The following is an 18836-nucleotide window of genomic DNA, read 5'->3' as shown; positions in this document are numbered from 1 at the left end:
CGCACCCGCCCCGCCCCCGCCGTCCCACCCCCGTGAGCCCGTGTCAGAAAACCTGTGCGACAGGTCGTCAGCCCCCCGGACGGGCGCCTCCGGAGGGTCCGCGGAAGCTCCGCATCCACCCCTTCGGGGACTCGGACGGCGCGTTGGGCACCCTCCCCGCGCGACCCCAAATAGCGTCCAGTAGGGTTTGGTCCGCATAAACATCCAAACCCCTGCCCGCGGCCGGGGCGGCGACCGACCAGCGAGACGGACGGCCGTGGCCGACCAAACGCGGGCCGAGACTCTCGGGAAGGCGCTACGTGAGTCCCAACGGCTCCGACCGCTCGTCGCGGCGCCCGATGCGGCGGAAGCTGCCGCAGGTGCTGACTGCGGGCCTGATCCTGGCGACAGCCACCGGCTGCTCGTACAACTGGGAAGACTTCCCCCGCCTTGGCATGCCCACCCCCGTCACGGAAGAGGCGCCTCGGATCCTCTCCCTGTGGCAGGGCTCCTGGGCCGCCGCACTCCTCACCGGCATCCTGGTGTGGGGCCTCATCCTGTGGGCGACGATCTTCCACCGGCGCAGCAGGACCAAGGTCGAGGTACCTCCGCAGACCCGCTACAACATGCCCATCGAGGCGCTGTACACGGTCACCCCCCTCATCATCGTCTCGGTGCTCTTCTACTTCACCGCGCGCGACCAGTCGAAGCTCCTGGAGCTCTCCGAGAAGCCGGCCCACACCATCAACGTGGTCGGCTACCAGTGGAGCTGGGGCTTCAACTACGTCGAGGACGTGCCCGGTGTCCAGGGCGACGCGAAGAAGGACAAGAACCTCGCGTCGATCCCCGACAAGTTCATCGAGCAGTTCCCGGACAACGCGGGCGGCGTGTACGACGCCGGCATCCCGGGCGACCGGAACCCCCAGACCGGCAACCCGGGCCCGACCCTGTGGCTGCCGAAGGGGGAGAAGGTCCGGTTCGTCCTCACCTCGCGTGACGTCATCCACTCGTTCTGGGTGGTCCCCTTCCTGATGAAGCAGGACGTCATCCCGGGTCACACCAACGCCTTCGAGGTCACCGCGACCCGTGAGGGCACCTTCCTCGGCAAGTGCGCCGAGCTGTGCGGTGTCGACCACTCGCGGATGCTCTTCAACGTCAAGGTGGTCTCCCCGGAGCGCTACCAGGCGCACCTGAAGGAGCTGGCCGACAAGGGCCAGACCGGCTACATCCCGTCCGGCATCGAGCAGACGGACCCGGCCAGGAACGCGGAGAAGAACCAACTGTGAGCATCCCCAACGAAACCAAGGGTGCCGCGGCTGAGGACTCGTACGAGAACGAGGTACCCGTCCGCCGCAAGCAGCCCGGCAATGTGGTGGTGAAGTGGCTGACCACCACCGACCACAAGACCATCGGTACGATGTACCTGGTCACCTCGTTCGTGTTCTTCATCATCGGCGGTCTGATGGCGCTCTTCATGCGCGCCGAGCTGGCCCGTCCGGGTACGCAGATCATGTCGAACGAGCAGTTCAACCAGGCGTTCACGATGCACGGCACGATCATGCTGCTGATGTTCGCGACGCCTCTGTTCGCCGGTTTCGCGAACTGGATCATGCCGCTCCAGATCGGCGCGCCCGACGTGGCGTTCCCGCGGCTGAACATGTTCGCCTACTGGCTCTACCTGTTCGGCTCGATCATCGCGGTGGCCGGCTTCCTCACCCCGCAGGGTGCGGCCGACTTCGGCTGGTTCGCCTACTCCCCGCTGTCGGACGCGGTCCGCTCGCCGGGTGTCGGCGCCGACATGTGGATCATGGGTCTGGCCTTCTCCGGCTTCGGCACGATCCTCGGCTCGGTCAACTTCATCACCACGATCATCTGCATGCGCGCTCCGGGCATGACGATGTTCCGCATGCCGATCTTCACCTGGAACGTGCTGCTGACCGGTGTCCTGGTCCTGCTCGCCTTCCCGGTCCTGGCGGCCGCGCTCTTCGCCCTTGAGGCCGACCGAAAGTTCGGCGCCCATGTCTTCGACGCGGCCAACGGCGGCGCGTTGCTGTGGCAGCACCTCTTCTGGTTCTTCGGACACCCAGAGGTGTACATCATCGCCCTGCCCTTCTTCGGCATCATCTCCGAGGTCATCCCGGTCTTCAGCCGCAAGCCGATGTTCGGCTACATCGGTCTGATCGCCGCGACCATCGCGATCGCCGGCCTCTCCGTGACCGTGTGGGCGCACCACATGTACGTCACCGGTGGCGTGCTCCTCCCGTTCTTCTCCTTCATGACGTTCCTCATCGCCGTACCGACCGGCGTGAAGTTCTTCAACTGGATCGGAACGATGTGGAAGGGCTCCCTGTCCTTCGAGACACCGATGCTCTGGGCCGTCGGCTTCCTGATCACCTTCACCTTCGGTGGTCTGACCGGCGTCATCCTGGCCTCGCCCCCGATGGACTTCCACGTCTCCGACTCGTACTTCGTCGTGGCGCACTTCCACTACGTCATCTTCGGCACCGTCGTCTTCGCGATGTTCTCCGGCTTCCACTTCTGGTGGCCGAAGTTCACCGGCAAGATGCTCGACGAGCGCCTCGGCAAGATCACGTTCTGGACGCTGTTCGTGGGCTTCCACGGCACCTTCCTGGTGCAGCACTGGCTCGGTGCCGAGGGCATGCCGCGTCGTTACGCGGACTACCTGGACGCCGACGGCTTCACCGCCCTGAACACGATCTCGACGATCTCGTCCTTCCTGCTCGGCCTGTCGATGCTGCCGTTCTTCTACAACGTGTGGAAGACCGCCAAGTACGGCAAGAAGATCGAGGTCGACGACCCGTGGGGCTACGGCCGTTCGCTCGAATGGGCGACGTCCTGCCCGCCGCCGCGGCACAACTTCCTCACCCTGCCGCGCATCCGCTCGGAATCGCCCGCGTTCGATCTGCACCACCCTGAGATCGCCGCCGTCGACCAGCTGGAGAACAAGCCTCACGAGGTCGCGGCCGTCACCGGTGGCAAGGAGGCCGGCAAGTGAAGATCCAGGGCAAGATGTTCATCTGGCTGAGCGTCTTCATCCTCGCCATGGCGGTCCTGTACGGCGTCTGGAGCAAGGAGCCGGTCGGTACGACGGCGCTCTTCCTGGCCTTCGGCCTGTCCATCATGGTCGGCTTCTACCTGGCCTTCACGGCCAAGCGGGTCGACGCCATGGCGCAGGACGACAAGGAGGCCGACGTCGCGGACGAGGCCGGCGAGGTGGGCTTCTTCGCCCCCCACAGCTGGCAGCCGCTCTCGCTGGCCGTCGGCGGCGCCCTCGCGTTCCTCTCGATCGCGATGGGGTGGTGGATCATGTACTTCTCCGCCCCGCTGCTCCTCGTCGGCATCTGGGGCTGGGTCTTCGAGTTCTACCGCGGTGAGAACCAGAACCAGTAGCAGCACCCCGCAACACCCCGAGGGGCCCGGCCACTTCGCACGCGAAGCGGCCGGGCCCCTCTTTTGGCACGCTCGGCGCGCCCCGGCGCGCGACTGTCCTTAGCGTGGGGTCATGAACGACACGCCGCGCATCAGGACTGTTCTGAGCTGCGCCTTCCTGGCCCTCACCGTCACCGCGGGTGTGACGGCGTGCGCCGGATCGGGCGGCAACCCGCTGTCGGCCGGCCCCTACGACGCCGCGGACCAGATCTCCTTCGCCGCGGCCGACGAGGCCCGTCTGAACCCCGAGAAGCCGCTGGAGATCACCGCCAGGGGCGACGACGGGCGCATCACGGACGTCACCGCCGTCGACGCGGCCGGCCGCCACCTGGCGGGCGAACTCACCGCCGACGGCCGTGCCTGGCGCTCCACGGGCTCCCTGGCCGCCGGCACCCGCTACACGGTCCGGGTGGCGGCCGAGGACGAGGACGGGGCCCCCGGGGCCCGTACGTACACCTTCGAGACGGCCCCGGCCAAGAAGGCGCTCACCGTCGCCTTCGGGCCGGAGGCGGGCACGTACGGCGTCGGGCAGCCGATCACCGCCGAACTCAGCCTCCCCGTCAAGGACCGGGCCGCGCGGGCCGTCGTCGAACGGGCCCTCAAGGTCGGCTCCACGCCCGCCGTCGAGGGCTCCTGGTACTGGGTGGACGACAAGACCCTGCACTTCCGTCCGAAGGAGTACTGGCCCGCCGGCGCGCTCGTCTCGGTCACCGCCAACCTCGACGGCCTCCGGGTCGGCGACAAGCTCTACGGCGGCCCGTCCAAGGCGCTCCGGCTGAAGATCGGCGACCGGATCGAGGCCGTCACCGACGCCGGGGCCCACACCATGACGGTCAAGCGCAACGGAGAAGTGATCAACACCATTCCGGTGACCACCGGCAAAGAGGGCTTCTCCACCCGTAATGGGATCAAAGTGGTGCTCGGCAAGGAGTACTACGTCCGGATGCGCGGCACCAGCATCGGCATCTCGGAGGGCAGCTCCGACTCGTACGACCTGCCGGTGTACTACGCCACCCGGGTCACCTGGAGCGGCGAGTACGTGCACGCCGCCCCCTGGTCCGTCGACTCCCAGGGCGTCGCCAACGTCAGCCACGGCTGCGTCGGCATGTCCACCGGGAACGCCGCCTGGTTCTACGAGACCGTCCGCCCCGGCGACATCGTCCGCACCGTCAACAGCTACGGCGAGATGATGGACACCTTCGGCAACGGCTTCGGCGACTGGAACATGCCCTGGGACAAGTGGCGCCGGGGCAGCGCCCTGGTCGCCGACCAGGGCGACCCCACGGCGGCCCGCGACGCCGGAGCGAGGCTCCGCCCCAGCATCTGAGGCGCGCCCGGGGGCCGCCGGCCGCCGCTACGCGTCGATCGAGAGGCGGGAGCGCAGCAGGCCCGCCAGGGACGCCGCGAACTCGACCGGTTCCACCGGAAGGGTGACCGCGGCGTCCGCGCGGCTCCAGGTGGCCAGCCAGGCGTCCTGCGGGCGCCCGATGAGCAGCAGCACCGGCGGGCAGCGGAAGATCTCGTCCTTGATCTGCCGGCAGACGCCCATGCCGCCGGCGGGAGCCGTCTCGCCGTCCAGCACGCAGACGTCGATCCCGCCCTCGTCCAGCCGCTTCAGCACGGCCGGGAGCGTCGCGCACTCCACGAACTCCACCGGCGGCACATCGGCCGCCGGCCGCCGGCCGGCCGCGAGCCGTACCTGCTCCCGGGTGTTCGCGTCGTCGCTGTAGACCAGGACCGTGGCACTCGACTGCATCGTTCCTCCGTCCGGAAGGCGGGCCGGTCGTCCTCGACCGGTCCGCCGGATGCTACTCCGCCCCACACCCCGTCAACACCCGTTCAACCGTTGTTCGAAAGGGGCCGGGCCGCCCCCGGAGGGCCGTCCGGGGGGCCTCCCACTGGGCCGTTCGGGCTGGACACACCCCCCTGACACTCCGAACGGCACCCCCCGGAGTGAGGGCGGGATAAGCGACCGACATAATGTCGGTCGTGGCGACAGTAACGACAGTAGAAACCGGGCACGCGCACCCGACGGTCAATCGACCCAACCTCACCAGCGTCGGAACCATCATCTGGTTGAGTTCCGAGCTGATGTTCTTCGCGGCCCTCTTCGCGATGTACTTCACCCTGCGATCCGTGATGGGTCCCGAGTTCTGGGCGGAAAAGGCTTCGGCCCTCAACCTCCCGTTCTCGGCGACCAACACCACGATCCTGGTGCTCTCCTCCCTCACCTGCCAGCTCGGCGTCTTCGCCGCCGAGCGGGGTGACGTGAAGAAGCTCCGGAGCTGGTTCATCATCACGTTCGTGATGGGTGCGATCTTCATCGGCGGCCAGGTCTTCGAGTACACCGAGCTGGTCAAGAAGGACGGCCTCTCGCTGTCCTCGGACCCGTACGGCACGGTGTTCTACCTGACCACCGGCTTCCACGGCCTGCACGTGACGGGCGGTCTCATCGCCTTCCTGCTGGTCCTCGGCCGGACGTACGCCGCCAAGAGGTTCACTCACGAGCAGGCAACCGCCGCCATCGTCGTGTCCTACTACTGGCACTTCGTCGATGTCGTCTGGATCGGCCTCTTCGCCACGATCTACTTGATCAAGTAGTCGGCCGCCGCGACCGCGGCGGACCGACATCCAGCAAGCATCGACGCAGAAGATCCTGACACCGGGGTAATCCGTGAAAAAGCTCTCCGCACGACGACGCCATCCGCTGGCGGCGGTCGTCGTCCTACTTCTCGCGCTGGCGGCCACGGGGGGGCTGTACGCCGCGTTCGCGCCCGCGGGCACGGCGAAGGCCGACGTAACCGCCCAGTCCCTCGCCATCGAGGAGGGCAAGAAGCTCTACTCCGTCGGCTGCGCCAGCTGCCACGGAACCGGCGGTCAGGGCACCACTGACGGCCCGTCCCTCGTAGGCGTCGGCTCGGCGTCCGTCGACTTCCAGGTCGGCACCGGCCGCATGCCGGCCCAGCAGCCGGGCGCCCAGGTCCCCAAGAAGAAGGTCATCTACACGCAGGCTGAGATCGATCAGCTCGCGGCGTACGTGGCCTCCCTCGGGGCCGGCCCGATCACGCCGAAGGAGGCGCAGTACGACCCCGCGGGCGCCGACGCCGCCAAGGGCGGCGAACTGTTCCGCACCAACTGTGCCCAGTGCCACAACTTCACCGGCAAGGGTGGCGCCCTGACCTACGGCAAGTACGCGCCGCCGCTCGACGGGGTCAGCCCGAAGCACCTCTACGAGGCCATGCAGACCGGCCCGCAGAACATGCCCTCCTTCCCCGACAGCACCATGCCGGAGCAGCAGAAGAAGGACATCATCGCGTACGTCGAGGCCGTCAACGGCGACAAGACGGTCAGCCCGGGCGGCCTGACGCTCGGCGGTCTCGGCCCGGTCTCCGAGGGCCTCTTCGCCTGGATCTTCGGTCTGGGCGCACTGATCGCAGTTGCCATCTGGGTCGCGGCCCACACCGCTAAGGCCAAGAAGTCATGAGTACCCAAGAGATTCCTGAAGAGAACCTGCCGGCAGGGCAGGACACCGCGCACGGCGCGGTGAAGGTCGCGGACAACCCGTTCGCCGACCCGGGCCTTCCGCCCCACAAGCCGCGCGTCCAGGACATCGACGAGCGGGCCGCCAAGCGGTCCGAGCGCGCTGTCGCCTTCATGTTCGTGCTGTCGATGCTGGCCACGGTCGGCTTCATCGCCTCGTACGTGATCTTCCCGGTGGACAAGAACGTGTACATCTGGCCCTTCGGCCACGTGTCCGCGCTCAACTTCTCCCTCGGCTGGACCCTCGGCCTCGCCCTCTTCTTCATCGGCGCGGGCGCGGTCCACTGGGCCCGCACCCTGATGTCCGATGTCGAGGTCGCGGACGAGCGCCACCCGATGGCCGCCACGCCCGAGGTCAAGGCGCAGGTCATGGCCGACTTCGCGCAGGGCGCCGCCGAGTCCGGCATGGGCCGTCGCAAGCTCATCCGCAACACGCTGTTCGGCGCGCTGGCCCTGGTGCCGCTCTCCGGCGTCGTGCTGCTGCGTGACCTGGGTCCGCTGCCCGAGAAGAAGCTCCGCACGACGCTGTGGGCCAAGGGCAAGCTGCTCATCAACATGAACACGCACGAGCCGCTGCGTCCCGAGGACGTCGCCGTCGGTTCGCTCACCTTCGTCATGCCCGAGGGCCTCTCCGAGCACGACGAGAACTTCCAGACCGAGATCGCCAAGGCCGCCCTGATGATCGTCCGGATCCAGCCGGAGGACATCAAGGACAAGCGCGAGCTCGAGTGGTCGCACGAGGGCATCGTCGCCTTCTCGAAGATCTGCACCCACGTGGGCTGCCCGATCTCGCTGTACGAGCAGCAGACGCACCACGTGCTCTGCCCGTGCCACCAGTCCACCTTCGACCTGTCCGACGGCGCGCGCGTCATCTTCGGCCCGGCCGGCCACGCCCTCCCGCAGCTGCGGATCGGCGTGAACGACAAGGGCTTCCTCGAAGCGCACGGCGACTTCGACGAGCCCGTCGGTCCCGCATTCTGGGAGCGCGGATGAGCACTGTGACCAATACGCAGAAGAAGGCGCCCGCCGGTGAGCGGGTCGCCGACTGGGCCGACGGACGCCTGGGGATCTACACGCTGGCCAAGGCCAACATGCGGAAGATCTTCCCGGACCACTGGTCCTTCATGCTGGGCGAGATCTGCCTCTACAGCTTCCTCATCATCATCCTGACGGGCGTCTATCTGACGATGTTCTTCCACCCGTCGATGAACGAGGTGGAGTACGCCGGCTCGTACGTCCCGCTCCAGGGACAGCTGATGTCCGAGGCGTTCAACTCGACGATGACGATCTCGTTCGAGGTCCGCGGCGGTCTGCTCATCCGGCAGATCCACCACTGGGCCGCGCTGATCTTCCTCGCGGGCATGTTCGTCCACATGATGCGCGTCTTCTTCACCGGCGCGTTCCGCAAGCCGCGTGAGATCAACTGGCTGTTCGGCTTCCTGCTGTTCTTCCTGGGTATGTTCACCGGCTTCACCGGCTACTCGCTCCCGGACGACCTGCTCTCCGGCACCGGTGTCCGCTTCATGCAGGGCGCGATCCTGTCGGTGCCGATCGTCGGCACCTACCTGTCGATGTTCCTCTTCGGCGGCGAGTTCCCCGGCGGCGACTTCGTGGCCCGGTTCTACTCGGCGCACGTGCTGCTGCTCCCCGGCATCATGCTGGGCCTGGTGGTCGCGCACCTCATCCTGGTGTTCGTCCACAAGCACACGCACTTCGCCGGCCCCGGCCGGACGAACGACAACGTCGTGGGCATGCCGCTGCTCCCGGTCTACATGGCGAAGGCCGGAGGCTTCTTCTTCCTGGTCTTCGGCGTGATCGCGATCGTCGCGGCGGTCGCCACGATCAACCCGATCTGGGCCATCGGCCCGTACCGGCCCGACCAGGTCGGCACCGGCGCCCAGCCCGACTGGTACATGGGCTTCGCCGAGGGTCTGATCCGCGTCATGCCGGGCTGGGAGATCAACCTGTGGGGCCACACGCTCGTCCTGGGCGTGATGATCCCGCTGGCGATCTTCCCGGCGGTGCTGGCCGCGATCGCGGTCTACCCCTTCATCGAGTCCTGGATCACCGGCGACAAGCGCGAGCACCACATCGCGCAGCGCCCGCGCAACGCTCCGACGCGCACCGCCTTCGGTGTCGCCTGGATCACCGCGTACATGATCATGCTCGTCGGTGGTGGAAACGACCTCTGGGCGACCCACTTCCACCTGTCGATCAACGCCATCACCTGGTTCGTCCGGATCTTCTTCTTCGTCGGCCCGGTCATCGCGTTCATCGTCACCAAGCGGATCTGCCTCGGCCTCCAGCGCCGCGACAAGGACAAGGTGCTGCACGGCCGCGAGTCCGGCATCATCAAGCGCCTGCCGCACGGTGAGTTCGTCGAGATCCACGAGCCGCTCAGCCAGGGCGAGCTGTACAAGCTCACCGCGCACGAGCAGTACGAGCCCGCCGCGCTGCCGCCGTCCGTCGACGACAACGGCGTGGAGCGCAGGACCGGCGCGCTGGAGAAGCTCCGCGTCAAGCTCAACAAGAGCTACTACGGAGACGACAACCAGGTCGCCAAGCCCACCCAGGAGGAGTACAAGGAGATCCAGAACGGCCACGGCCACCACTGACTCTCCCTGACCTCCTGACACAGGTCGCCACGGCAAGAGCCCCGTCCATTCGCTGGACGGGGCTCTTTGCCGTGCCGGTGGGTCGATAGGGTGACTCCGTACCCGTCGCACGATGACCAGGAGCTGCCATGAGCGCTGTGACCCCCGCTGGAGGACCTACCACGGCGGGCCGCTCCTGGCCCGTCCTCCTGAACGGCCTCCTGGAGGGGCGGGACCTCGCCGCCGACGACACCGCCTGGGCGATGGACCTGATCATGAGCGGCGAGGCGACCGACGCCCAGATCGCCGGCTTCATGGTCGCGCTGCGGGCCAAGGGCGAGACCGTCGAGGAGATCAGCGGCCTCGTCCGGACCATGTACGCGCACGCCCACACCATCGAGGTGCCCGGCCCGGCCGTCGACATCGTCGGCACCGGCGGCGACGGCGCCAAGACCGTCAACATCTCCACGATGGCCTCGATCGTCGTCGCCGGCACCGGCACCAAGGTCGTCAAGCACGGCAACCGCGCCGCCTCCTCCGCCTCCGGCTCCTCCGACGTCCTGGAGAAGCTCGGCGTCAACCTCGACCTGACCCCGCGCCGGGTCGCCGAGGTCGCCGAGGAGGCCGGCATCACCATCTGCTTCGCGGTACGGTTCCACCCCTCGCTGCGGCACGTCGCCGCCGCCCGCGGCCAGCTCGGCATCCGCACCACCTTCAACGTCCTCGGCCCGCTCACCAACCCCGCCCGGGTGAAGGCGCAGGCCGTCGGCGTCGCCGACCCGAGGATGGCGCCGATCGTCGCCGGAGTCCTCGCCGAGCGCGGCAACTCCGCCCTCGTCTTCCGCGGCGACGACGGCCTCGACGAACTGACCACCACCGGCACCTCCCGGGTCTGGACCGTCCGCGACGGCTCCGTCCGCGAGGAGGTCTTCGACCCGCGCGACGTGGGCCTGGAGCCGGTGCCGCTGGAGGCGCTGCGCGGCGCCGACGCCTCGTACAACGCCGACGTCGCCCGGCGGCTGCTCGCCGGCGAGACCGGTCCGGTACGGGACGCGGTGCTGCTCAACGCGGCGGCGGCGCTCACCGCCCTGGAGCCCGGCGACGGCCCCCTCCCGGAGCGGCTGCGGGCCGGCATGGACCGGGCCGCCGCCTCGATCGACTCCGGGGCCGCCCGCGCGACCCTGGAGCGGTGGGTCGCCGCCACCCACGCCTGAGCACCGCCGCGCGGACCGCGCGCCCCGTCCCGGCATGCGGACGGGGTTGCGCGGACCGGGAGCGGTGGCATACGTTCGGTGACAGGTCATGAGTGACAGTCCATAGCCCCGGCTGACTGTCCGGCAACCCTCCGTCCGTGGCGGGGTGCCCCGGGTGAAGACCAGGTCGTGGACAGCAAGGTCCATGGCAAGCGCGGACCCCTGCCATCCCTGGGGTCCTGGTCCTCAAGGGAGCGGTCTCGTGAGCAAGCGAATGCGCTAGGGCTTTCCGGCCCCTTTTTCCCCTCCTCCGTACGGCACCCCCTTCTTCGCCGTGCGTCGAGGCAACACCCGTACGCGGCACGCCGTTCCACGCTGCCCCGCGGGTCCTTCACGCCCTTTCGCCCGCCGGGAGATACCGCCATGTCCGCACGCCCGAACGCCGCCGCCGAGACCGCCGCCCCCGCCTCCGACACCGCCGACGCCTGCTGCGCCGGACCGCTCCCCGTCCTCGGCCGCGACGTCACCGTCCCGCTGGTCACCGGCGGCGAGGTCACCTACGCGGCCCTCGACTACGCGGCCAGCGCCCCCGCCCTCCAGCGGGTCTGGGACGACGTCGCCGCCTACGCCCCGTACTACGGCAGCGTCCACCGGGGCGCCGGCTACCTCTCCCAGCTCTCCACCGACCTCTTCGAGCAGAGCCGCGCCACCGTCGCCGAGTTCCTCGACTGCCGCGAGGCCGACCAGGTCGTCTTCACCCGCTCCACCACCGACTCGCTCAACCTGCTCGCCCGCGCCCTGCCCGCCGGCTGCCGCGTCTTCGTCTTCGAGACCGAGCACCACGCCTCGCTGCTGCCCTGGGGCGACGCCCAGGTCACCTACCTCGACGCGCCGCGCACCCCCGCCCAGGCCGTCGAGACCCTGGAGCGCGCCCTCGCCGACCGCGATCCTTCCCCGAGCTCTCGGCTTCGCTCGAGCAGGGGATACCCCAACGGCCCCGCCCTGGTCTGCGTCACCGGCGCCTCCAACGTGACCGGCGAACTGTGGCCGGTGCGCGAACTGGCCGCCGCCGCCCACGCGCACGGCGCCCGGATCGTCCTCGACGCCGCCCAGCTCGCCCCCCACCACCCGGTCTCCGTGCGCGAACTCGACGTGGACTGGGTCGCCTTCTCCGGCCACAAGCTGTACGCGCCCTTCGGCTCCGGCGTCCTCGCGGGCCGCGCCGACTGGCTCCAGGCCGCCGAGCCCTACCTGGCCGGCGGCGGCGCCTCCCGCACGGTCGCCCGCCGGACCGACGGCGGCGTCGACGTCGAGTGGCACACCACTGCCGCCCGCCACGAGGCCGGCTCCCCGAACGTCATCGGCGTCTATGCCATCGCCGCCGCCTGCAAGGCCCTCACCGAGGCCGGCTTCGACACCCTCGTCGCCCGCGAGCGGCACCTCGTCGACACCGTCCGGGCCGGCCTCGCCGACGTCCCCGAGGTCCGCGTCCTCTCCCTCTTCGGCGACGACGCGCCGCGCGTCGGCGTCCTCTCCTTCGTCGTCGACGGCTGGAACAGCTCGCACTTCGCCGCCGCCCTCTCCGCCGAGTACGGCATCGGCGTCCGCGACGGCCTCTTCTGCGCCCACCCGCTGGTCCGCACCCTGCTCGGCGGCGACCCGCAGGACCCGGGCGAGTGCGGCGCCCCCGAGGCGGCCCCCGGCCTCAACGCCATCCGGGTCAGCTTCGGCGCCGGCACCCCCGACGAGCACGTCGAGCGCTTCCTCGGGGCCGTACGGGAACTGGTCCGCGACGGCGCCCGGTGGAAGTACCGCACCGAGGACGGCCGCTGCGTCCCCGACCGCGGCTGACCCGCCCCGCTCAGGCCGCCAGCCGGGTCCCCAACAGGACCATCCGCAGCGACCGTTCGGCCGCGTCCGCGAGGAACTCGGCGCCCCGGTCCAGGGCTTCGGGCAGCGCCACCGGCGCGGGCAGGATCGAGCCGTACGCGTCCACCCCGACCGCCCGGACCTCGTGGGCGCCCCGCCCGAGGGTGCCGGCCAGGGCCAGGACGGGCACCCCGTGGGCCCTGGCCCGGCGCGCCACCTCCGCCGGGACCTTGCCCCGCACGGTCTGCCCGTCCAGGGCGCCCTCCGCGGTGATCACCAGATCGGCGCGGGCCAGCCGGGCGTCCAGGTCCACGTGGCCGAGGAGCACCTCGAAGCGGGGGAGCAGCCGGGCCCCCAGCGCGGCCAGGCCCGCGCCGAGGCCGCCCGAGGCGCCCGAGCCCGGGGCCGTACCGATCCCGGCGGGCGCGCCCAGGTCCCGGACCAGGAGCGCGGCCCAGCGCTCCAGGGCCGCCGACAGCTCCTCGACCCGCTCCGGGCCCGCGCCCTTCTGCGGGCCGAACACCCGGGCCACGCCCCGCTCCCCGCACAGCACGTTGTACGGATTGCACGCCACCAGCAGGTCGGTGCGGGCGAGCCGGGGATCGAGGCCCGCCGGATCGATCCGGTCCAGCCGCGCCAGCGCGGCACCCCCCAGGGGGAGTTCGACTCCCTCGGCGTCCAGGAGCCGGGCGCCGAGGGCCTGGAGCGCACCCGCTCCGCCGTCCGAGGTGCCGGAGTCGCCGCAGCCGACCAGGACGTGGCCGACCCCGGCGTCCAGCGCGGCCCGGATCAGCTCGCCCACCCCGTAGGTGGTGGTCGAGCCCGGGTCGCGCCGGCCGGGCGGCACCAGGGAGAGGCCCGCCACGGCCGCCATCTCGACCACCGCGGAGGAGCGGTCGAGGAGCGCGAAGTGGGTCTCGACCGGGTGCCCCAGCGGGCCCGTCGCGACCCGGGGCAGCAGCCTGCCCCCGGTCGCGGCGGCCAGCGCCCGGGCCGTCCCCTCCCCGCCGTCCACCAGCGGGATCAGGTCGACGACGGCGTCCGGGCGGACCCGGCGCAGCCCTTCGGCGATGGCCTCGGCGGCCTCCGGAGCGGACAGCGACTCCTTGAAACCGCTGGGGGCGACGGCGATGTGCAGACTCACGGCTGGGACTCCAGGAGGACGGGCACGCCGAGCGGCGGCCAGACGACGAGGGCGAAGAACAGCACCAGGGCGGCGCTGAGCGGGGCGAGCACGGCGGACAGCCGCAGCAGGTCGCGCGGGGTGAAGGAGGGGACGCCGGCCGGGGGGTCGGCGAAGAGGGCGACCGGTTTCGCGGACGCCGGGAGGGTCTGGCAGAAACCGGCCGCGGCGGTGGAGGCGAGCGCCGCCGCCACCGGGTTGACCCCGGCGCCCGCCGCGGCCGCCACCACCAGCGGCACCAGCACCGAGGAGCGCGCCGAACGGGACTGGAGCACCAGGTGGGCGGCGGTGCTCACGGCGACCACCGCGGCCAGGAAGGCCCACGGCGGCACCGCCGACGGCAGCCCGCCGACCAGCCAGCCCGCCGCCCCCGAATCGACCAGCGCCACGCCCATCGCCGTGGTCGCCGCCATGAAGAGCAGCATCGGCCACGGCACCGACCGCAGCGCGTCCTTCATCCGGACCGTGCCGAGCGCGGGGGAGGAGGCCACCACCGCGCCGATCAGGGCGACCAGCGCCGGCGGCACCCCGTGCAGCGGCTCCGCGCACCACAGCGCCACGACCGTGCCGAGCAGCAGCAGGCAGCGCAGTTCGGGCGGGGAGAGCGGCCCGGAGACGGGTGTCTCGGAGTGGGCCTGGATCTCGGCGACGGTGATCTCCACCGGCCCCCGGCGGTCCTCCCGCCGGGTGGTGGTCAGGAGCACCGCCTCCGCCGCCAGGTGGGAGGAGACCACCGCGAGCGGCAGGCCGAGGACCAGCCAGCGGGTGAAGCCGATGCCCTCGCCGGTCTGCTCCAGGAGCACCCCGACGGTGATGAGGTGGGCGCCCGCGCCGATCAGGGTGGCGACCGCCGACAGCAGCACGACGGTGGGGAAGAGCAGCGCGAGCATCACCACCAGCCGCCGCCGGGCGGCCAGCGCGTGGGCGAGGGCGAGGAAGACGGGCAGGGCGAGCGCGGCCCGCCCGGAGGTGGCCGGCACCGCGAAGGCGGTGACCACCAGCGCGGCGGTGGTGAGGTGGACGAGCTGGCGCACGGTGCGGGCGCCGGAGACCAGGAAGGCCGCCGCCCGCCCGGCCAGGCCCGTCCGGGTGACCGCGGCCGCCAGCACGAAGGCGCAGATCAGCAGCCAGACGGTGGAGTCGCCGAGGGTGGCGAAGAGGGTGTCGGAGCTGATCGCCCCGGTGACGGTGAGGGCGAGGCCGGCGCCCAGGGCGACGTGCGTGTCGTCGACCGGGGCGGCGATCCAGGCGCAGGTGGCGAGGGCGAAGACGGCCAGGGTCAGGCGGGCCTCGCCGCCCAGTCCGGGGGCGGTGCCGGGGACGGCGAGGACGGCGCAGACGCCGAGGGCGAGGCAGGCCCAGACCGTCTGCCGGAGGGAGAGGTTCACGGGATCCACCCTCCGGGCGGGCGGTGAGCCGTCGATGAGCCCTCCATGAAGAAAGGTTCACGCGGGCCCGGCCGGGCCGGTCACGGCATCCGGTACCCCATGCCCCGGACCGTCTCCAGCCGCTGCGCGCCCAGCTTCTTGCGCAGCGCCCGGACGTAGACGTCGACGATGTTGGACCCGGGGTCGAAGTCGTACCCCCACACGTGGGAGAGGATCTGCTCCCGGGACAGCACCTGGCCGGGGTGGCGCAGGAACAGTTCGAGCAGGACGAACTCGCGGGCCGTCAGGTCCACCGTCCGGTCCCCGGAGCGGGCCCGCCGGGTGCGCAGGTCCAGGCTCAGGTCGCCGCTGCGCAGCAGGGTGACCTCGGGGGCGCGGGCGGCGGTGCGCAGCCGCAGCCGGATCCGGGCGAGCAGCTCCTCGAAGCGGAAGGGCTTGGTCATCCAGTCGTCGGCGCCGCCCTCCAGGCCGGCCACGGTGTCCCGGACGGAGTCGCGGGCGGTCAGGACCAGGACGGGCAGGGTCACCCGGGCCTCGCGCAGTTCGCGCAGGACGGTGAAGCCGTCCCGGCCGGGCAGGCCGATGTCCAGGACCATCAGGTCGAAGCCGCCGGTGAGGGCCAGGCCGAGGGCGGTGTCCCCGTCGGCGGCCACGGTGGTGGTGAAGCCGTTGGCGCGCAGGCCCTTCTCGACGAAGGAGGCGATGCGCTCCTCGTCCTCGGCGATCAGGACGCGGTTCATAGGTGCTCCTCTGCGGACCGGTGGATTCATTCTTCGAATACGAGGACGAAAGTGGCGCCGCCGCCCTCGGTGGGCCGCAGTTCGACCCGGCCGCCCCGGTGCCCCTCGGCGATGGCCCGGACGATGGCGAGGCCGAGCCCGGCGCCGCTGGTCCGGGCGCCGCGCCGGGCGGTGCCCCGGCGGAACCGCTCGAAGATCACCTCGGCGTCCGCCTCCTGGACGCCGGGCCCGCGGTCGGCGACGTACAGCTCGGTGCGGCCGGCGGCGGACCGCGAGCCGATCGCGACGCGCGCGCCGGGCACGGTGTGCTGCACCGCGTTCTGCGCGAGCTGCACCATGGCCTGGGTGATCCGCTGGGCGTCGAGCGCGACCTCCCGGTCGGCGACCCCGTCGAGGACCCAGTCGCGGTCGCCGAGGGCGCGGGCCTTCACGAAGACGTCGGCGGTCAGCTCGGCGAGCTGCACCGGCTCGGTCCGCACGAAGTCCGGCCGCTCGGCCTTGGCGAGGAGCAGCAGGTCCTCCACGATCCGGCTCATCCGGTCGAGTTCGTCGGTGACGATCCGGACGGTCTCGGCGCGCTCGGCCGGGTCGTCGCCCATCAGCTCCAGATGGCCGCGGACGATGGTGATGGGGGTGCGCAGCTCGTGCCCGGCGTCGTCGACGAACTGGCGCTGCCCGGCGAAGGCGCGCTCCAGCCGGTCCAGCATCGCGTTGAAGGTCTCGGCGAGGGCGGCGATGTCGTCCTTGCCCTGGACGGGGATCCGCTGGGTGAGGTCCCGCTCGGTCAGTTCGGCGGCGGTCGCCCGCACCACCCGGACCGGGGCCAGGATGCGCCCCGCCACGACCCAGCCGACGCCGGTGGTGAGCAGCAGCGCCACCCCCGAGATCGCGAGCAGGATGCGGAACGCCTCGTCGGCGATGGCCTGTTGCCGGTCGGCGTGGAAGGCCACGACGAAGGCGGCGGAGGCGCCGCCGGTCTCGATGGGCACCTTCGCCCAGCGCACCTCGCCGCCCGCCCGGTCGGCGCGCCCGGAGGGGGCGGGGTCGGCGGCGACGGCCTCCAGGAGGGGCCGGTCCCGGTGCAGCGGGAGCGGGCTGGGCAGCTCCCGGGACTGCCGGACGACCCGCAGCTCCGGGCCGTCGGTGCCGACCAGGCCGAGGAGTTCCTCGTCGGGGTCGGAGTACTGCCGCTGGAGGAAGACCCGCAGCAGCGCCTCGGGGTCGGTGAAGGCGCGGCCGGTCTGCGGGTCGACGCCCTGGGCGACGAAGTTGGCGAACTCCCGGGTCTCCTGGGTGAGGAGCTGGTTGATCCGCTGGTCGGCGTCGCGCAGCAGCAGGGTGCGGGTGACCAGGGAGACGGCGGCCAGCGCGACCGTCATCACGAGCAGCAGCCACAGCAGGATGCGGACGCGGGCGGAGAGGTGGCGTTCGGTACGGGTCACTCGTGGTCGTCATCGTCGTCGTCGCCGGTGGCCGAGGGGCCGGGGACGACGGAGTCGGAGGGCGTCCCCGACGGGGTCGCGGAGGGACTCCCCGGGGACGCGGAGGGCGGTACGGAGGAGGGGGCCGGGTCCGGCGTCGGGGTGACGGTCAGGCGCACGGCGGGCGGGACCCGCGGGGCCTTGGGCTCCTCGGTCAGGGCGTAGCTGGTCGCGGCGATCCCGAGCGGGACGGCGACGACGGCGGCGAGGCCGGCCATGCGGTGGGTGAAGGGCATGGGCCCAGCCTCGGGGGCCGGGGAGGGCTCCCGGATGAAGCCCGGATGAGGATTCCTTCATCATCCGGGCGGACGGGAGGGCCGGACCCCGGACGGCTCCGGGTCCCCGGCGGCCGGTCCCGGGGCCCTCAGGACTCCAGGCCGATGGCGAAGGCGGCCTCCAGGTCGTGCTGCGAGTAGGTGCGGAAGGCGACGTGCGTGTCGGTGGCCTCCACACCGGGGATCTTGCTGATCCGGCCGGGGATGACCTCGGCCAGGTCGTCGTGGCGGGGCACCCGGACCATCGCGATGAGGTCGTACGTGCCGGTCACCGAGAAGACCTCGCTGACGCTGTCGAGCGCGGCGATCGACTCGGCGATCTCGGGGATGCGGTCCACGCTGGTCTTGATGAGGACGATCGCGGTGATCACGGCTGGCTGTCTCCCTCGGTCGCCGCTGCTGGGGTTTTCACTCTATCCCCACCCCGGAACCGCACCCAGGCGTAGAGGAAGCCGACGGAGAAGCCCACGACGTGGGCCAGGTAGGCGACCCCGGGGCCGGCGCCCGCGCTGCGCGCCGCCAGCCACTGGAGGGTGAACCAGAAGACCAGCACGATCCAGGCCGGGAAGCGCAGCGGCAGGAAGAAGAGGAAGGGGAAGAGGCTGGTGACCCGGGAGCGGGGGAAGAGGAAGAGGAACGCGCCGAGCACCGCGGAGATCGCCCCGGAGGCGCCGACCAGGGTCTGCTCGTTGTCGGCGTGCGCGACCGCGTAGCCGAGCAGCGCGAGGTAGCCGGTGCCCAGGTAGAAGAGGGCGAACTCGACGTGCCCCATCCGCTCCTCGGCCATCGCCCCGAAGACCCACAGGAAGAGCATGTTGCCGAGCAGGTGGAGCCAGCCGCCGTGCACGAAGAGGGCGGTGAAGGGGGTGAGCAGGGCGTCCGGATCGCCCCGGGTCAGCTCGGCCGGGACCACGCCCCACCGCAGGAAGTACGCGCTCTGCGCCGCCAGCACCTCGTCGCCGGTCCCGTGCGAGGGGTTGAGGCCGGAGACCGGGCTGAGGGCGAAGAGGAGGCAGCAGGCGGCGATCAGCCCGTAGGTCACCGCGGGGCCGGTGCGGACGCCCCGATAGGCGCCCTGGGTCGCGCCTCGCCAGTCGATCATGGGCAGATCATGACCCAACAGGGACGAAGTGGACAGAGTGCC

General features: G+C 71.1%; 17 protein-coding genes, 1 pseudogene and 1 riboswitch. Of the genes and pseudogenes, 10 read left to right on the top strand and 8 right to left on the bottom strand.

The window, feature by feature from the left end; translation table 11 throughout:
• The first annotated feature begins 299 nt into the window (after nt 1-299).
• From ctaC to IE219_RS14590, 4 genes are all read left to right on the top strand, one after another.
• Nucleotides 300-1265: an aa3-type cytochrome oxidase subunit II gene (gene ctaC, locus IE219_RS14605; protein WP_189977224.1), complete on the top strand. Its 966-nt coding sequence runs from the start codon at nt 300-302 to the stop codon at nt 1263-1265.
• Nucleotides 1262-2995, top strand: coding sequence for an aa3-type cytochrome oxidase subunit I (ctaD, locus tag IE219_RS14600; RefSeq protein WP_189977222.1), 1734 nt, complete (start codon nt 1262-1264; stop codon nt 2993-2995). Before ctaC ends, ctaD begins: the two co-directional genes overlap by 4 nt.
• On the top strand, nt 2992-3390 hold the full coding sequence (locus tag IE219_RS14595; RefSeq protein ID WP_189977220.1) for a cytochrome c oxidase subunit 4: 399 nt from the start codon (nt 2992-2994) through the stop codon (nt 3388-3390). Before ctaD ends, IE219_RS14595 begins: the two co-directional genes overlap by 4 nt.
• A gap of 112 nt (nt 3391-3502) precedes the next feature.
• Nucleotides 3503-4756: a L,D-transpeptidase gene (locus IE219_RS14590; RefSeq protein ID WP_189977218.1), complete on the top strand. Its 1254-nt coding sequence runs from the start codon at nt 3503-3505 to the stop codon at nt 4754-4756.
• Nucleotides 4757-4783: 27 nt separating this feature from the next.
• Here the strand turns inward: IE219_RS14590 and IE219_RS14585 are convergent, their stop codons facing one another.
• Nucleotides 4784-5185: a DNA-binding transcriptional response regulator gene (locus tag IE219_RS14585; protein ID WP_189977217.1), complete on the bottom strand. Its 402-nt coding sequence runs from the start codon at nt 5183-5185 to the stop codon at nt 4784-4786.
• A gap of 224 nt (nt 5186-5409) precedes the next feature.
• Here IE219_RS14585 and ctaE point away from each other — a divergent pair, with 224 nt between their 5' ends.
• The 6 genes from ctaE (at nt 5410) to IE219_RS14555 (ending at nt 12607) form a co-directional block, all read left to right on the top strand.
• A complete protein-coding gene (gene ctaE / locus IE219_RS14580) occupies nt 5410-6030 on the top strand; it encodes an aa3-type cytochrome oxidase subunit III (protein WP_189977215.1) in 621 nt (206 codons plus the stop codon).
• A 73-nt stretch (nt 6031-6103) separates the two neighbouring features.
• Nucleotides 6104-6913, top strand: a complete 810-nt coding sequence (gene qcrC / locus IE219_RS14575; RefSeq protein WP_189977213.1) for a cytochrome bc1 complex diheme cytochrome c subunit — start codon at nt 6104-6106, stop codon at nt 6911-6913.
• Complete coding sequence (gene qcrA / locus IE219_RS14570; RefSeq protein WP_189977211.1) at nt 6910-7962, top strand: cytochrome bc1 complex Rieske iron-sulfur subunit; 1053 nt, start codon at nt 6910-6912, stop codon at nt 7960-7962. Before qcrC ends, qcrA begins: the two co-directional genes overlap by 4 nt.
• Entirely contained in the window at nt 7959-9584 is a 1626-nt protein-coding gene (qcrB, locus tag IE219_RS14565; RefSeq protein WP_189977209.1) for a cytochrome bc1 complex cytochrome b subunit, read from the top strand. Before qcrA ends, qcrB begins: the two co-directional genes overlap by 4 nt.
• 128 nt (nt 9585-9712) lie before the next feature.
• Entirely contained in the window at nt 9713-10777 is a 1065-nt protein-coding gene (trpD, locus tag IE219_RS14560) for an anthranilate phosphoribosyltransferase (protein WP_189977205.1), read from the top strand.
• Nucleotides 10778-10861: 84 nt separating this feature from the next.
• A riboswitch (SAM riboswitch) is annotated at nt 10862-10977 on the top strand.
• Nucleotides 10978-11179: 202 nt separating this feature from the next.
• Nucleotides 11180-12607: an aminotransferase class V-fold PLP-dependent enzyme gene (locus IE219_RS14555; RefSeq protein WP_189977203.1), complete on the top strand. Its 1428-nt coding sequence runs from the start codon at nt 11180-11182 to the stop codon at nt 12605-12607.
• Here the strand turns inward: IE219_RS14555 and IE219_RS14550 are convergent.
• The 7 genes and pseudogenes from IE219_RS14550 to IE219_RS14520 form a co-directional block, all read right to left on the bottom strand.
• Nucleotides 12568-13769, bottom strand: a pseudogene (locus IE219_RS14550) (glycerate kinase family protein); the annotation flags it as partial. The gene IE219_RS14555 and the pseudogene IE219_RS14550 sit on opposite strands and share 40 nt — an antisense overlap.
• Nucleotides 13766-15196, bottom strand: a complete 1431-nt coding sequence (locus IE219_RS14545; protein WP_189977199.1) for an SLC13 family permease — start codon at nt 15194-15196, stop codon at nt 13766-13768. The gene IE219_RS14545 and the pseudogene IE219_RS14550, both read right to left, overlap by 4 nt.
• 80 nt (nt 15197-15276) lie before the next feature.
• Nucleotides 15277-15936: a response regulator transcription factor gene (locus IE219_RS14540; protein ID WP_189977197.1), complete on the bottom strand. Its 660-nt coding sequence runs from the start codon at nt 15934-15936 to the stop codon at nt 15277-15279.
• A 26-nt stretch (nt 15937-15962) separates the two neighbouring features.
• Nucleotides 15963-17315 carry a sensor histidine kinase gene (locus IE219_RS14535; RefSeq protein ID WP_189977335.1) on the bottom strand — a complete coding sequence of 451 codons (1353 nt, stop codon included), beginning with the start codon at nt 17313-17315 and terminating at the stop codon, nt 15963-15965.
• A 59-nt stretch (nt 17316-17374) separates the two neighbouring features.
• Complete coding sequence (locus tag IE219_RS14530) at nt 17375-17653, bottom strand: small hydrophilic protein (protein WP_189977195.1); 279 nt, start codon at nt 17651-17653, stop codon at nt 17375-17377.
• A 128-nt stretch (nt 17654-17781) separates the two neighbouring features.
• Nucleotides 17782-18063, bottom strand: coding sequence for an Lrp/AsnC family transcriptional regulator (locus IE219_RS14525; RefSeq protein WP_189977193.1), 282 nt, complete (start codon nt 18061-18063; stop codon nt 17782-17784).
• The gene (locus tag IE219_RS14520; RefSeq protein ID WP_189977191.1) at nt 18060-18794 is read right to left on the bottom strand and encodes a rhomboid family intramembrane serine protease; all 735 of its coding nucleotides are present in this window, start codon (nt 18792-18794) and stop codon (nt 18060-18062) included. Before IE219_RS14520 ends, IE219_RS14525 begins: the two co-directional genes overlap by 4 nt.
• Between the last annotated feature and the right edge of the window lie 42 nt (nt 18795-18836).

Origin of the sequence: Streptomyces termitum (assembly GCF_014650175.1) — a bacterium.
Classification (GTDB): Bacteria; Actinomycetota; Actinomycetes; order Streptomycetales; family Streptomycetaceae; genus Streptomyces; species Streptomyces termitum.
This window is presented reverse-complemented; position numbering and strand designations above follow the sequence as displayed.

Coding starts and splice junctions, on each gene's coding strand:
- IE219_RS14535 (WP_189977335.1), bottom strand. CDS start 17,315: ATGACGGTCGCGCTGGCCGCCGTCTCCCTGGTCACCCGCACCCTGCTG.
- IE219_RS14555 (WP_189977203.1), top strand. CDS start 11,180: ATGTCCGCACGCCCGAACGCCGCCGCCGAGACCGCCGCCCCCGCCTCC.
- qcrA (WP_189977211.1), top strand. CDS start 6,910: ATGAGTACCCAAGAGATTCCTGAAGAGAACCTGCCGGCAGGGCAGGAC.
- IE219_RS14540 (WP_189977197.1), bottom strand. CDS start 15,936: ATGAACCGCGTCCTGATCGCCGAGGACGAGGAGCGCATCGCCTCCTTC.
- IE219_RS14530 (WP_189977195.1), bottom strand. CDS start 17,653: ATGCCCTTCACCCACCGCATGGCCGGCCTCGCCGCCGTCGTCGCCGTC.
- IE219_RS14590 (WP_189977218.1), top strand. CDS start 3,503: ATGAACGACACGCCGCGCATCAGGACTGTTCTGAGCTGCGCCTTCCTG.
- qcrB (WP_189977209.1), top strand. CDS start 7,959: ATGAGCACTGTGACCAATACGCAGAAGAAGGCGCCCGCCGGTGAGCGG.
- IE219_RS14585 (WP_189977217.1), bottom strand. CDS start 5,185: ATGCAGTCGAGTGCCACGGTCCTGGTCTACAGCGACGACGCGAACACC.
- IE219_RS14520 (WP_189977191.1), bottom strand. CDS start 18,794: ATGATCGACTGGCGAGGCGCGACCCAGGGCGCCTATCGGGGCGTCCGC.
- ctaE (WP_189977215.1), top strand. CDS start 5,410: ATGTCGGTCGTGGCGACAGTAACGACAGTAGAAACCGGGCACGCGCAC.
- trpD (WP_189977205.1), top strand. CDS start 9,713: ATGAGCGCTGTGACCCCCGCTGGAGGACCTACCACGGCGGGCCGCTCC.